Genomic DNA, 13,101 nt, shown 5'->3' on the forward strand with positions numbered 1-13,101 from the left:
CTCCACCCGGGCTTTTTATAATCAATGGGGTCCCCGCCCGGCCTGGGCCGGGTGGGGTGGCCCCCCAGGTGTGCCCCGTGTGCGCGCATCCTCAGGCCTACTTCGAGATCCGTGCCGTCAACTATTGATCGGTAAAAGGAAATGCAGCCCGGAAGAAAATCTTCCGGGCTGCGTTTTTTTACTTAGATATACAGGCCGATGAGGGCATCGGTTCGTCCAGTGGGGGAGGAGTATTGGCAGGTCAGGGGCGCAGTCGGGCCATCATGTATTCGTCGGCATATTTGCCGTTCCGCACGGTGGTCATGCGCTTGAGCCCTTCCTTCTCAAAGCCCAGCTTCTCATACAGGTGGATGGCCCGCTCATTATCGGCAAATACAGTGAGCTCAACACGGACCAGCATGAGCCAGTTATCCGCCAGATCCAGCAGTGTCTTTAAAAGGGCAGAACCTACCCCCATGTTCTGGTAGTCGGCATGGACCATCAGGGCCACACTGCCAGTATGGCGCATCCGGGGATTGCCAAAGACTTGCAGACAGGCTACACCGATGACTGTGCCGTCGTCCAGTACCGCCACGAAATGGTGGTCGTTGGGGCCCAGGTTCGCTAAGAAAGCATCGCTGTCCGCGGTGCGATAGGAGGAAAGCCCCAGAGTATTTTCCAAGACCCCGGGCATCCGGCGCAGGGCCGCGGTACCGGCAGCATCTCGGGGTTCTGTGGGACGAATGGTGTAGTTCATAATAATGCCTCCCAAACAGATTTGGATCATATTAGCATATCCGACCATAAAAAGCAACCGCCCGGGCTATGTGCCCAGGCGGTTTGCGGTACGTTGGCTTAGTAGGCGGCAATTACACCGCCGTCGTTGGCGTACACCGTGGAGATGCCGCCGGTCTCGCTGATGAGGATCTCAGAGAATTTGCACTGCTTCTGCACCAGTTCTTTTAGATGGAAGGCCCGGTCCAGGCAGTTGCAGTGGACAATGCACAGTCGTCGGCCGGCGTGATTGGGGTCGGCTGCCATCATGGCTGCCATTTTGCTCAGGGCCTGCTTAATAGACAGAGCCTGACCCTTTTTACAGATCTCACCCTGGGGGGTGGAGCCCATCAGCAGCTTGATGTGCAGGGTGCTGGTTACCAGAGCCTGGGTGCGGGTGAGCCGCCCGTTTTTCCGCAGATTATCCAGGGTCTCCAGTACGAAGAGGGTATTCATCTCCTCGATATACTGGGAGGCCTTGCTCACCACGGTGGTAAAATCCAGTCCGGCCTCAGCCAGCTCCTGGAGCTTCAAGGCCACCAGTACCTCACCGGCAGAGGCAGAGCAGGAATTGAAGATGTGAATATTGGCCCCAGGGTGATCCTCCAGCCACAGATTGCGGGCCTGAGCCGCAGCATTGTGGGAGCCGGACAGCAGGGCGGACAGGGTGACTACATAGATGTCGTCAGCCCCGCAGTCAAAGGCGTCCATATACTGAATAGGGGAGGGGCAGGCGGACTGGGGAGCAGTGGGACAATCCCGCATCATTTGCAGCAGGGCTTTCTGATCGAAGGATTCGTCATCCACAACGGTCTCATCCCCCACGCGGATGGTGAGGGGGACCTTGATAAAACAGTCCTCCCGCAGCTCAGCAGGGGTAAGGTCGCAGCAGCTATCAACAATGATCTTAAAACTCATAACAAAAACCCTCGAATATAATTATCAAAATGATATTTGCCATTGCCGCTATTGTATCACCATCAGCGGGAAAAGTAAAGGGAGAAAGTGTGAATATTCTGGAACGGGCAAAAGGATGGGGCAGATTTACCAGGTAAAGCGGTCGGGGGCGCCTACCAGAATACGGGCTCCGCAGGGGGGCACGGGCAGCCAGGTGCGTCCGCCGTCGTTGTTGAAGACCTGGTTTTCATTGAGCACATCCTGGAGCACCGGCTCCTGGTGGGGGAACTCCACATGGACCTCCTGGGGCTCCAGGTTGAGGACCACATAGACACGCTGGCTGTCGGTAGCCCGGCGGAACACCAGCTGCTGGTTCTTGATGACCACATTTTCGTACTGACCCTCCTGAAGGGCGGGGAAAGCGGCCCGGATGGCGGCCAGCTTAGCCAGGTGGGCGCACAGACTCTGGTCCAGGGCCATCATCTCCTTCAGGTCCAGGCAGGGGCGCAGGGGGGCATCGGAATGCTTGGTGCGCTCCCCCTTGATGGCCCACTCACTGCCGTAGTAGAGGGAAGGTACGCCGGGCATGGTGTACAGCAGGGTGTACAGGTTGTTGATGTGGGCCGGGTCCTTCAGCTTGGAGGCCAGCCGGTCCACGTCGTGGTTGTCGGCGAAGTTGTACAGGGTAATGTTGCGGTAGATGCCGCCGGGGCCGCACTGACGATGGAGAGAGTGGGCGATTTCAAAGTAGTTCTTGTCATTGTGGGAGGACCACAGGCCCTTCCAGCACTCGTAGTTGGTAACGCTGTCCAGCATCTCCGGGTTGGCCCACCGGGCGTAGTCCCCGTGGATGATCTCGCCCATGAGCCAGAAATCCGGGTCCTTGCCCTTGACGAAGCCTTTGAGGGTGCGGAAGAAGTCAAAGTCCACGCAGTCGGCGGCGTCCAGCCGCAGACCGTCAATGTGGAATTTGTCCATCCACATCCCAACCGCGTCCAGCAGGTGGCGCACCACGTCGGGGTTGCGGAGATTGAGTTTTACCAGCTCATAGTGGCCCTGCCAGGCGGTGTACCAGAAGGGGTCGCCCATGGGGGAGGGGCCGCCGAAGTTCAGGTCATGGAACCAGCCGCAGTAGGGAGAGGCCTGGCCGTGCTCCTGCACATCCCGGAAGGCCCAGAAGCCCCGGCCCACATGATTGAACACGCCGTCCAGCACCACACGGATGCCGCTCTCGTGAAGCTGGCCGCACAGAGCGGCGAAGGAGCCGTTGTCTCCCAGGCGGCAGTCGATCTGGAAGTAGTCGGTGGTGTCGTAGCCGTGCTTCACCGACTGGAACACCGGACCCAGGTAGAGGGCATTGACACCCAGTTCCTTCAGGTGGGGGATCCAGTCTTTCAGCTTGTCCAGCCGGGGCACCGGGGCGCCGCCGGGGTTGTACTCCGGGGCGCCGCAGAAACCAAGGGGGTAGATGTGGTAGAACACGGACTGATTGACCCAATGACTCATATTTGACTCCTCCAGTCTCAATTAAGATTGTGTTTCTTCTTCCTCCAGCTCACGCAGCAGCTTCTGGTCCTCCTTGGAGGACAGGTCCAGCTTCTCGTACAGGTCGGGCCGCCGCTGTCGGGTGCGGAGGATGGATTGCTTCCGCCGCCACTGGGCGATTTTCTTGTGGTCGCCGGAGCGGAGGATAGGGGGGACCTTTCGACCGTGCCATTCCTCGGGCCGGGAGTACTGGGGATATTCCAGCATCCCGTTCCAGTGGCTCTCATTTTCAAAGCACTCAGGATCGGCCAGCACGCCGGGCACCAGCCGGGCCACCGCGTCGGCCACCACCATGGCGGCCAGCTCGCCGCCGGTGAGCACGAAGTCCCCGATGGAGATCTCCTCGTCCACGCACTCCTCAATGAAGCGCTGGTCGATGCCCTCGTAGTGGCCGCATACCAGGATCAGGTGGTCGTAGTCATCTCGGAGGCGGCGGGCATCGGACTCGGTAAAGGTCTTGCCGGCGGGGGACATATAGATGGTGTGACCCGGGCCGTAAGTGTCCACGATGTGCTTCCAGCACTGGTAGAGGGGATCGGCCTGCATCACCGCCCCCCGGCCGCCGCCGTAGGGGTAGTCGTCCACCTGCTTTTGCTTGTTCAGCGTGTAGTCCCGGATCTGGTGGGCCTCAATGCGGATGATGTCCCGCTCCTGGGCCCGGCCCAGGATGGACTCATTCATCATGTCGCCCACAGTCAGATCGAAGAGGGTCATGATATCAATGCTATACATCGGTACGCATCCCTTCAATGAGGCGGACCTTGATATAGCCGCCCTCCACGTTGGTCTCCGCCAGGAACTCGTCCACGGCAGGGATCATATACTCGTGCTCACCCTTGACCACATAGACCTCGTGGGCAGGGGGGGTGAGCACGTCGGCCACCACGCCAATCTTCTCGTCGGTGGCGGCGTCGATGACATCCAGCCCCATCAGGTCGGCGATAAAGTGGCGGCCGTCGGGCAGCTCCACGCCGGTGCGGTCGATGAACACCGTCTTGCCTTTCATGGACATGGCGGCGTTTACGTCGTTGACACCCTCCAGGAAGGCAAGCACATTGCCCTTGTGGATGCGGGCGGAGCGGATCTTCACCGGTTTGCCGTCCACATACAATACGTCAAACTGGCAGAGAAATTCCGGAGAATCGCACCAGGGGACGATCTTGACCTCGCCCTGGATGCCGTGGGTGTTGACGATCTGACCTGCTTCTAAAAATTGATTTTTCATCGGTATCACCCCGAATCGTACAAAATCTGCAAGATATGAAAAAGCCGACCGACCACAGGGTCGGTCGGCTTTTTCATATCCGGGGGGAGGCCCCCGGAGTTAGTCGACGATATCGACGGAAACCTTGGTGCCCTGGCGCTGGGCCACGGAGCGCATCAGCGTGCGGATCTCCTTGGCAATGCGGCCCTGACGGCCAATCACCTTGCCCATGTCCTCGGGGGCCACCCGAAGCTCCAGGACGGTCTCGCTCTCACCTGCGTGCTCGGTGACCTCCACGGCGTCGGGGTGGTCCACCAGATTGCGGGCGATATAGGTGAGCAGTTCCTTCATGCCAGCTGTGCCCTCCTATCAGATGGCGCCAGCTTTTTTCAGCAGAGCCTTCACGGTCTCAGTGGGCTGAGCGCCGGTCTTGATCCAAGCCTGGGCGCGCTCGGCGTCCACCTTGATCTCGGCGGGCTGGGTCAGAGGATTGTAAGTGCCGATCTCCTCGATGAAACGGCCGTCACGGGGATAGCGGGAGTCAGCCACCACGATGCGGTAGAAGGGAGCCTTCTTGGCGCCCATACGACGCAGTCTGATCTTAACCATTGTATCTTCACCTCCATGTAATCGTAAAGCATATCTATGGAAACGCGACGTGGCGCGTTTACCACCGTTTAGAAGGGCAGACCGGGCATTTTACCCAGCTTACCCAGTTTCCCCAGCTTGCCAAGACGCTTCATCTGCTTGCCGGAGAACTGCTTGCTCATCTGCTGCATCATGTCGAACTGCTTGAGCAGACGGTTGATGTCCACCACCTGGGTACCGGAGCCGGCGGCGATGCGCTTTTTCCGGCTGTTGTTCAGCAGGGAGGGGTCCTCCCGCTCGGCAGGGGTCATGGACAGGATAATGGCTTCGGTGCGGGCCAGGGACTTCTCGTCCACGTTAGCACCTTCCAGAGCCTTGGCGTTGACGCCGGGGAGCATCCCTGCAATGTCGGACAGGGAACCCATGCTCTTGATCTGCACCAGCTGATCGTAGAAGTCCGAGAGGGTGAAGCGGTTTTTCCGCAGCTTCTGCTCCAGCTCGGCGGCCTTCTTGGCGTCGAAGGTCTGCTGGGCCTTCTCAATCAGGGAGAGCACGTCGCCCATGCCCAGGATACGGGAGGCCATCCGGTCGGGGTAGAAGATGTCCACCTGGTCCAGCTTCTCGCCCTGGCCCACGAACTTGATGGGCTTGCCGGTGACCGCCTTGATGGAGAGGGCTGCGCCGCCTCGGGCGTCGCCGTCCAGCTTGGTGAGCATGACGCCGGTGATATCCAGAGCCTCGTCAAAGGCCTTGGCGGCGTTTACCGCGTCCTGACCGATCATGGCGTCCACGATGAGCAGGATCTCGGTGGGGTCAATGGCCGCCTTCATGTCCTTGAGCTGTTCCATCAGCTCCTCGTCCACGTGGAGACGGCCGGCGGTGTCGATGAATACGATGTCGTTGCCGTGCTTCTTGGCGTGCTCAATGCCCGCCTTGGCAATGTCGATGGGGTCAATCTGACCCATCTGGAACACAGGTACATCCACCTGGGAGCCCACAACCTCCAGCTGAGTGATGGCGGCGGGGCGGAAGGTGTCGCAGGCCACCAGAAGGGGCCGCTTGCCCTGCTTTTTCAGAAAGCCCGCCAGCTTGGCGCCGTTGGTGGTCTTGCCGGCGCCGTTGAGGCCGCACAGCATCACAACCGTGGGGGGCTTGGGAGAGATGGTCAGCTTGGTGCTTTCGCCGCCCATCAGATTGGTCAGCTCTTCGTTGACGATCTTGACGATCATTTGAGCGGGGGTGAGGCTCTCCAGTACATCGGAGCCAACGGCCCGTTCGGTGACAGAGGCCACAAACTGCTTGACCACCTTGAAGTTTACGTCGGCCTCCAGCAGAGCCATCCGGATCTCCTTCATGGCCTCCTTTACGTCGGCCTCGGTGAGACGGCCCTTGCCCCGCAGCCGCTTAAAGGCGGCGGACAGCTTTTCGGTCAGTCCTTCAAATGCCATGGGGTCACTCCTGTTTCAGCTGATCCAGAACACTGCGGATGCGGTTGCACTGGATCTCAACCTCGTCGTCCTGCCAGCGCTGGTCGTTGCGCTGGGCGATGGCGTTCACCGCCTCTTCCACCTCCAGGAACTGCTGCTGCATCTTGTGGAAGCGCTTGATGATGCCGGTTTTGTCCTCCAGCTCGGTGAGGATGGCCTCGGCCCGGACGATCACGTCCCGAACGCCCTGGCGGGTGATGCCGTAGTTCTCGGCGATCTCAGCCAGAGAGAGGTCCTCATTGTAGTAGAGGTCATAGAATTCCTTCTGTCGGTCGGTGAGCATATCTCCATAAAAATCATAGAGCAGAGCCATGCGGTAGGCCTGGTTCTTCATGGTACACCCTCCTTCAGTAAGTCGTTCTGTAAAGGAAGTAAAGTTTCAAAGCTTTACAACAGAGGTGATGATACACGATTTTCCTCCGTTTGTCAAGGGGGAAAGCGCGCTTTATTTTTCTTTTTCTTCGGCGGCATACCACAGGGGCCAGCCCAGCAGCACCGCGCCTCCCAGCAGGTTGCCGATGGTGACCCACAGCAGGTTCCAGCACATGGCGGCCCAGTCTGCCGTATGGGTGTACAGAGCGTAAAGGGCAAAGTAAGCCATATTGGCGATGGAGTGTTCCAGACCGGTGAGGACGAAGGTGGTGATGGCCAGGGCGATGACCAGGGCCTTACCCGTCTCGCTCTGGAGGCGGAAGCCGGCGAACACCCCGATGCACACCAGGAAATTGCACAGCACGCCCCGGAGCAGCAGCACATACCAGGGCAGAGACAGTTTGCCGGGCACGATGACGGCCAGATAGGCCCCCAGCAGGTCGGCGCTGGCCCCGGAGCCCACCAGCACCAGGCAGAGCACCAGAATGCCTGCCAGGTTGCCCAGACAAGATATGATCCAGACCCGCAGAGCTCCGGCGGGGGAGACCTGATTTTCATAGAGGGAGACCCCCATCACCAGGTTGCAGCCGGTAAAAAGCTCGCCGCCCAGCAGAACGATCAGGGTAAGGGCTGCCGAGAAGGTGACGGCGCCCAGCAGCTTGGCCACAGGCAGGGCTCCGCTGTAAAACCAGGCGGAGCACAGGCAGGACAGCAGGGCCCCCACAAAAATAAAGGCCCCGGCCAGGGCGGCCCGGGTCAGATAGCGCAGAGGCGCCTTGCGGGCCAGAGCCAGCTTGCCGGCGCCTGCCTGAGCGATTTGTTCCACAACAGCACGGTTCATGGGCAGATTCCTCCACAGGGACAAATTATTTTCAATATTGTACCGGAGATTCTGGTTTCGCACAAGAGGGCGGCCCACATTTTGTATAATTCCACCACACCGGCAAACACTAACCTTACATCAGATAAGGAGGTACTATCAGTGAAAACCCGCATCCTGATTGCCGCAGCGCTGACGGCCGCCCTGCTCACCGCGGCCCTGCCTGCCTCGGCGCTCTTTCTGGACCAGGAGGAGACCAGCCCCACGGTGCTGGACGTGGTGAAGAACGGTATGGCCACCGAGACCATCGCCTTCCAGTCCTCAGACTTTGTGGTGGAGGGGGAGGGCGCTCTGGACGCCATTGTCATTACCCAGCTGCCCCAGGAAGGTGTACTCACCCTGGGAGGCCAGATGGTGGGAGAGGGGGATGTGATCGCCATGACCGCCGTGGACGGCCTGCGCTTCACTCCCTCTGTCACCCCCACCGCTCTGGAGACCAGCTTTACCTTCCAACCTCTCTTTGCCGGCGGTGAGCCCGGACAGGAGGTTGGGGTGGAGGTCCATCTGCTGACCGAGGCCAACGGCGCCCCAGTGGCGGAGAATCTGGAACTGTCCACCTATAAAAATGTGGCGGTCACCGACCGCTTTTCCGCCGTGGACCCGGAGGGCGACCTGCTGACCTACCGGCTGGTGAAGAAGCCGGCCCGGGGTTCGGTAACCATCGGGGAGGACGGCCAGTTCGTCTATACCCCCTATGAGAACAAGACCGGCAAGGACTCCTTCACCTATATTGCCATGGACACGGTGGGCAACGCCTCCGACCCGGCTACAGTCAAAGTAAAGATCGAAAAGCCGGACACCAAGGTGACCTACGCCGATCTCAGCGGCCACCCTGCCCATAAGGCGGCCATTCGTCTGGCGGAGGAGGGGGTCTTTGTTGGCGAGTGCATGGGAGGGGAATACTTCTTCCAGCCTGACGCCGCCGTCACCCGCAGCGAGTTTGTGGCCATGGCTATGAATGCCGCCGGGGTGGAGTCCCTGGAGGGGGTGTCCCGCACCGGCTTCGCCGACGACGAGAGCATTCCCACCTGGGCCAAGCCCTATGTGTCCTCCGCCCTGAAGTGCGGTCTGGTCCAGGGCACCACCGATGATGAGGGCCGGGTGGTGTTCCGGGCCGATGATTCCATCACCACCGCCGAGGCGGCGGTGCTGCTGGACCGGGTGCTGTCCGTCACCGACGTGGACGCCCAGACCTTTGCCGCCGACGCTCCCGCCTGGGCGGCCCAGTCGGCGGCCAACCTGTCCACCTGCGGGGTGCTGCCGGCGGAGGCCGGCCTCACGGAGACCCTGACCCGTGGAGAGGCGGCACAGCTGCTGTGCGCTGCCCTGGATCTGCTGGACAGCCGGGACACCGGCTGGTTTTAAGGGGAATATGAGAAAAACGGCCGCCATCGGCGGCCGTTTCCCTTTATGCACGGGGACGCAATTTATACCATATCATAAAAAGAAGTAACCCGGCAAGGCAGATCCCGCCGCCCAGCCAGAAGGACCAGTCCAGATTGATTTCCGCCAGAGCGCCAAAAGCCAGGTTGGTACCAACTCCCACCCCATCTATGATCATGGCCTGGACACTGAGGGCGGTAGCCCGGTGGGGTGTGGTCACCTGCTTGTTTTGCAGCTCCATCAGGAAGGGCTGGCACAGGGTATTGCACAGCCGCAGAGTGAGAATGGCACAGATGGAGGGGAGAGGGGCAGTGGTCAGAGCCAGGGCGATACAGGCCAGTACCCCGCCGCCATAGAGCAGCACCGCCGTTCCCACGGTGCCTGTCCGGCGGGTGAGTCGGGCGGACCAGATTCCCGCCATGCCCAGTACCGTGGCGACAATATAGAGGACACCAATGGCCCAATCGGGCAGGCCGGCGCGGGCATACTGAAGCTGATTTAAAAAGGTGGTGATGGTCTGGTGGGCCTCGGAGAGGAGGGCCGCCGACAGGAGAAAGAGGAGCAGACGTCGATTGGTCAGGGTCTGGCGCAGGATATCCAGGGTCAGCCGGGGAGAGAAGGGCGCGGGTGCCTTTACCTCGGTGAGTCCTAAGGCGCACAGGGCGGCGGCACCATAGCTGAGGACAGTGAGGCCCCCCGCCAGGGCGTAGTTGTCTCCGACAAACAGGGAGAAGGTGAGGGCGGCGATGAGCAATCCGGCGGTCTGGAGGCTGTTGTACCACCCAAAGATCTGCTGGCTATCCTGCCCGCCTCTGGAGAGGTAGAGAATGCTGGTGTCCACCCCGGACATCCCGGCTACCACCACGCTGAGCATGACCCGCTCCAGCAGGAAGCCGCCGAAGCCGTCTGCCTGCCAGAACACGATTTTGGACAGGAAATAGAGAAAACAGCACCCGATCATGGTGCGTTTGTACCCCAGCCGGTCGGCCAGGATCCCCCAGGGCACCTCCAGCAGGATGCACAGCGCCAGGGAGAGGCTCTCAATGAGGGTGATCTGGGCGATGGACACGCCCTGCGCTTCTCGGTAGAGGGTGGCCACAGGGCCGTAAAAGACCATGCCCTGCAAGAGGGCGATGGCGTACATACACCTTAAATTTCGTTTCATGAAAAAGATCCAATCCTTCCTGAATTTCTGCATCAAAACAAGGCGCTGGATCACAGCGCCGGGATGTTAGGATGCACCTCAGGTGGGATTGGACCGATACAGCATAGTTGCTTCACTCCATGAAAGGAAGTTCTGGGTTCAATGTAGCAGAATGGCGGAGGAATGTCAAGCGGTAGGGTGTGACCACCGGAAAAAGAAAGATTTCATGCACAGATAGTCGAAAGGTAGTTGAGTATAGAGGTAAAGCGTGCTATAATATACCATTAGCGCGTATCATATTGTATCAAACTGGCAACTGAGGTGTATTATGAAGATCGTAGTTTTGGCCGGGGGTCTGTCCCCGGAGCGGAACGTGTCCCTTTCCACCGGCACCATGGTGACCGAGGCCCTGCGGGCTCTGGGCCATCGGGCGGGACTCATCGATATGTTTTTCGGCCTGGAGCAGGGCCGTGCAGACGAGTCTTTCTTTGATGCGCCGGTGCCCGAATCCTTTAAAAAGATCAGCCGGGAGGCCCCTGACCTGGAGCAGATCAAGGCCAGCCGTCCCGGCGACAGCAAGAGCGTGTTTGGCCCCGGTGTGCTGGAGCTGTGCCAGATGGCCGATCTGGTGTTCCTGGCCCTCCACGGTACCTGCGGCGAGGATGGCAAGGTCCAGGCCGCCTTTGACCTGATGGGCATCCCCTACACCGGGGCGGGCTACCTGTCCAGCGCCATCGCCATGGACAAGGACCTGACCAAGCGGATGGTGGCTGACGTGGTGAATACCCCCGGCTGGAAGACCGTGGAGTACAAGGCGGAGGATATTGAGGGCCTGGTCAAGACCGCCCGGCTGCCTCTGGTGGTAAAGCCGGTAGCCAGCGGGTCCTCCATCGGTGTGTCCATCGCCTATACCGCCGACGAGCTGCGCAAATCCCTCACCAACGGCCTGACCCTGGGAGGCCGCACCGTGCTGGAGGAGTATGTGAAGGGTCGTGAGATCCAGGTGGGCATTCTGGACGGCAAGGCCCTGCCCTCCATCGAGATCATCCCCAAGGAGGGCTTCTACGACTACGCCAACAAGTATCAGCCCGGCGCGGCGCTGGAGGTGTGCCCCTCGGAGATTCCGGCGGAGTGGGAGGAGAAGCTCCGCGCTGCTGCCCTGCGGGTGTATGAGATCCTGGGCCTGTCCGTCTATTCCCGGGCCGACTTCATCGTTACCAGCGACGGTGAGCCCTGGTTCCTGGAGATCAACACCCTGCCCGGCATGACCCCCACCAGCCTGCTGCCCCAGGAGGCCGCCGCGGTGGGTATCGATTACAACAGCCTGTGCCAGCGCATTGTGGAGGCCTCCCTGGAGGCCAGAAAACAGGGCCGGTAAACCGACATCCGGAACGAGAGAGATCAAAGGAGACAACAACATGGAGCCGATGACCATACGAGAGATCATGGAAGCGGTAGGCGGCAGCCTGCTGGGTGAGTTCGGAGATCTGAACCGGGCGGTGAGCCGGGTGGAGACCGACAGCCGTACCATCCATCCCGGTTCTCTGTTCATCCCCCTGGTGGGAGAGCGTTTTGACGGTCATGCCTACATCAACGCCGCTCTGGAGGGGGGCGCCGCCGGGTGTTTCACCCAGCGGGAGCGGGACAGCTACCTGCCCGGCAAGTTCTATATTAAGGTAAAGTCCACCCACCGGGCCCTCCGGGATCTGGCCAAGTATTACAAGCAGAAATTCGCCATCCCCGTGGTAGCCATCACAGGCTCGGTGGGCAAGACTACCACCAAGGACATGGTGGCGGCGGTACTGGGGGAAAAGTACAACGTCCTCAAAACCGAGGGTAACCTGAACAACGACATCGGAGTCCCCATGACCCTGCTGCGGCTCAAGCCGGAGCACCAGATCGCCGTACTGGAGCTGGGCATGAACCACGCCGGAGAGATCGACTATCTCTCCGCCATTGTGGAGCCCGACATGATCCTCATGACCAACATCGGCGACTCCCACATCGAGCATTTCGGCTCCCGGGAGAAGATCCTGGAGGCCAAGAGTGAGATCTTCCACTACGCCAAGCCCCACGCGCCTGCCGTCATCAACGGCGACGACCCGCTGCTGAACACCCTGCCCGGCAAGCTGGACCACCCCTTTATCCGGGTGGGCTCCGCCCAGGGGCTGGACTACCGGGCAGTGGATCTGGCCAGCGACGGCAAGAGCCGGATCAGCTGTAAGGTGGAAACGCCTGACGGTGATTTCCCGGTGGAGATCCCGGCTCTGGGTGACCATATGATTTATCCTACCCTGATGGCGGCGGCGGTAGGCCAGCACTTCGGCCTGACCGCTCAGGAGATCGCCGACGGGGTGCTCCACTTCGCCCCCACCAAGATGCGGATGAACATCCTCACCCGTGGGGATGATATCACCATCCTCAACGACACTTACAACGCCAATCCCCAGTCCATGCGGGCGGCGGTGGAGGTGCTCTCCAACGCCAAGGGGGAGTACAAGGTTGCGGTGCTGGGCGATATGTTTGAGCTGGGCCCCCTGGCTCCCGCCCTCCATGCCGGCATCGGCGAGTACCTGGCCAAGGCGGGCATCCACTGTCTTGTGGCGGTGGGTGAGCTGTCCAAGCATATTTACGATGCCGCCAAGGCGGCAGGTGTGCCGGTGTGCTGGCACTGCGCCGACAAGGCAGAGGCCAAGCCGGTACTGGACAGCGTGGTGCGCCCCCACGCCACCATCCTGGTGAAGGCCTCCCGGGGCATGGCCCTGGAGGAGCTGGTGGAGTACCTGCTGACCATCACCAAAGAGGCGTAATGGCGAAAAAAAGACCTTCCCCCCACCGGGGGAAGGTC

Annotated in this window: 14 protein-coding genes; 3 read left to right on the forward strand and 11 right to left on the reverse strand. The window is 60.5% G+C overall.

All coding sequences use genetic code 11. The features are described from left to right. Positions 1-241: 241 nt before the first annotated feature. The 10 genes from B5F94_RS01290 to B5F94_RS01335 form a co-directional block, all read right to left on the reverse strand. A complete protein-coding gene (locus tag B5F94_RS01290) occupies positions 242-736 on the reverse strand; it encodes a GNAT family N-acetyltransferase (protein ID WP_087326876.1) in 495 nt (164 codons plus the stop codon). Between the two features lie 98 nt (positions 737-834). Beyond that, a complete protein-coding gene (locus B5F94_RS01295) occupies positions 835-1,671 on the reverse strand; it encodes a DegV family protein (protein WP_087187092.1) in 837 nt (278 codons plus the stop codon). A gap of 126 nt (positions 1,672-1,797) precedes the next feature. Beyond that, the gene (locus B5F94_RS01300) at positions 1,798-3,156 is read right to left on the reverse strand and encodes an alpha-amylase family glycosyl hydrolase (protein ID WP_087326879.1); all 1,359 of its coding nucleotides are present in this window, start codon (positions 3,154-3,156) and stop codon (positions 1,798-1,800) included. Between the two features lie 21 nt (positions 3,157-3,177). Next, the gene (gene trmD, locus B5F94_RS01305) at positions 3,178-3,927 is read right to left on the reverse strand and encodes a tRNA (guanosine(37)-N1)-methyltransferase TrmD (protein ID WP_087326882.1); all 750 of its coding nucleotides are present in this window, start codon (positions 3,925-3,927) and stop codon (positions 3,178-3,180) included. Beyond that, entirely contained in the window at positions 3,920-4,420 is a 501-nt protein-coding gene (gene rimM, locus B5F94_RS01310; RefSeq protein WP_087326885.1) for a ribosome maturation factor RimM, read from the reverse strand. Before rimM ends, trmD begins: the two co-directional genes overlap by 8 nt. A gap of 99 nt (positions 4,421-4,519) precedes the next feature. Beyond that, complete coding sequence (locus B5F94_RS01315) at positions 4,520-4,750, reverse strand: KH domain-containing protein (protein WP_087271545.1); 231 nt, start codon at positions 4,748-4,750, stop codon at positions 4,520-4,522. An 18-nt stretch (positions 4,751-4,768) separates the two neighbouring features. Next, positions 4,769-5,008, reverse strand: a complete 240-nt coding sequence (gene rpsP / locus B5F94_RS01320) for a 30S ribosomal protein S16 (protein WP_007489428.1) — start codon at positions 5,006-5,008, stop codon at positions 4,769-4,771. A 68-nt stretch (positions 5,009-5,076) separates the two neighbouring features. Then, entirely contained in the window at positions 5,077-6,435 is a 1,359-nt protein-coding gene (ffh, locus tag B5F94_RS01325) for a signal recognition particle protein (protein WP_087187087.1), read from the reverse strand. A 4-nt stretch (positions 6,436-6,439) separates the two neighbouring features. Then, complete coding sequence (ylxM, locus tag B5F94_RS01330; protein WP_087187086.1) at positions 6,440-6,808, reverse strand: YlxM family DNA-binding protein; 369 nt, start codon at positions 6,806-6,808, stop codon at positions 6,440-6,442. A 111-nt stretch (positions 6,809-6,919) separates the two neighbouring features. Next, positions 6,920-7,687 (reverse strand): formate/nitrite transporter family protein, encoded by a 768-nt coding sequence (locus B5F94_RS01335; RefSeq protein WP_087326889.1) that lies wholly within the window; start codon positions 7,685-7,687, stop codon positions 6,920-6,922. A gap of 141 nt (positions 7,688-7,828) precedes the next feature. Between B5F94_RS01335 and B5F94_RS01340 the strand changes: the two genes are divergently transcribed. Further along, positions 7,829-9,091: an Ig-like domain-containing protein gene (locus B5F94_RS01340; protein WP_087326892.1), complete on the forward strand. Its 1,263-nt coding sequence runs from the start codon at positions 7,829-7,831 to the stop codon at positions 9,089-9,091. Between the two features lie 43 nt (positions 9,092-9,134). Here B5F94_RS01340 and B5F94_RS01345 read toward each other — a convergent pair whose 3' ends face one another. Next, positions 9,135-10,274, reverse strand: a complete 1,140-nt coding sequence (locus tag B5F94_RS01345; RefSeq protein WP_087326895.1) for an MFS transporter — start codon at positions 10,272-10,274, stop codon at positions 9,135-9,137. A 307-nt stretch (positions 10,275-10,581) separates the two neighbouring features. Here B5F94_RS01345 and B5F94_RS01350 point away from each other — a divergent pair, with 307 nt between their 5' ends. After that, the gene (locus tag B5F94_RS01350) at positions 10,582-11,631 is read left to right on the forward strand and encodes a D-alanine--D-alanine ligase (RefSeq protein ID WP_087326898.1); all 1,050 of its coding nucleotides are present in this window, start codon (positions 10,582-10,584) and stop codon (positions 11,629-11,631) included. Between the two features lie 40 nt (positions 11,632-11,671). Next, positions 11,672-13,063 carry a UDP-N-acetylmuramoyl-tripeptide--D-alanyl-D-alanine ligase gene (gene murF, locus B5F94_RS01355; protein WP_087326900.1) on the forward strand — a complete coding sequence of 464 codons (1,392 nt, stop codon included), beginning with the start codon at positions 11,672-11,674 and terminating at the stop codon, positions 13,061-13,063. Positions 13,064-13,101: the final 38 nt, after the last annotated feature.

The sequence above is a fragment of the Flavonifractor sp. An4 genome (assembly GCF_002161755.1).
Classification (GTDB): domain Bacteria; phylum Bacillota; class Clostridia; order Oscillospirales; family Oscillospiraceae; genus Flavonifractor; species Flavonifractor avicola.

Coding starts and splice junctions, on each gene's coding strand:
- B5F94_RS01290 (WP_087326876.1), bottom strand. CDS start 736: ATGAACTACACCATTCGTCCCACAGAACCCCGAGATGCTGCCGGTACC.
- B5F94_RS01295 (WP_087187092.1), bottom strand. CDS start 1,671: ATGAGTTTTAAGATCATTGTTGATAGCTGCTGCGACCTTACCCCTGCT.
- B5F94_RS01300 (WP_087326879.1), bottom strand. CDS start 3,156: ATGAGTCATTGGGTCAATCAGTCCGTGTTCTACCACATCTACCCCCTT.
- trmD (WP_087326882.1), bottom strand. CDS start 3,927: ATGTATAGCATTGATATCATGACCCTCTTCGATCTGACTGTGGGCGAC.
- rimM (WP_087326885.1), bottom strand. CDS start 4,420: ATGAAAAATCAATTTTTAGAAGCAGGTCAGATCGTCAACACCCACGGC.
- B5F94_RS01315 (WP_087271545.1), bottom strand. CDS start 4,750: ATGAAGGAACTGCTCACCTATATCGCCCGCAATCTGGTGGACCACCCC.
- rpsP (WP_007489428.1), bottom strand. CDS start 5,008: ATGGTTAAGATCAGACTGCGTCGTATGGGCGCCAAGAAGGCTCCCTTC.
- ffh (WP_087187087.1), bottom strand. CDS start 6,435: ATGGCATTTGAAGGACTGACCGAAAAGCTGTCCGCCGCCTTTAAGCGG.
- ylxM (WP_087187086.1), bottom strand. CDS start 6,808: ATGAAGAACCAGGCCTACCGCATGGCTCTGCTCTATGATTTTTATGGA.
- B5F94_RS01335 (WP_087326889.1), bottom strand. CDS start 7,687: ATGAACCGTGCTGTTGTGGAACAAATCGCTCAGGCAGGCGCCGGCAAG.
- B5F94_RS01345 (WP_087326895.1), bottom strand. CDS start 10,274: ATGAAACGAAATTTAAGGTGTATGTACGCCATCGCCCTCTTGCAGGGC.
- B5F94_RS01350 (WP_087326898.1), top strand. CDS start 10,582: ATGAAGATCGTAGTTTTGGCCGGGGGTCTGTCCCCGGAGCGGAACGTG.
- murF (WP_087326900.1), top strand. CDS start 11,672: ATGGAGCCGATGACCATACGAGAGATCATGGAAGCGGTAGGCGGCAGC.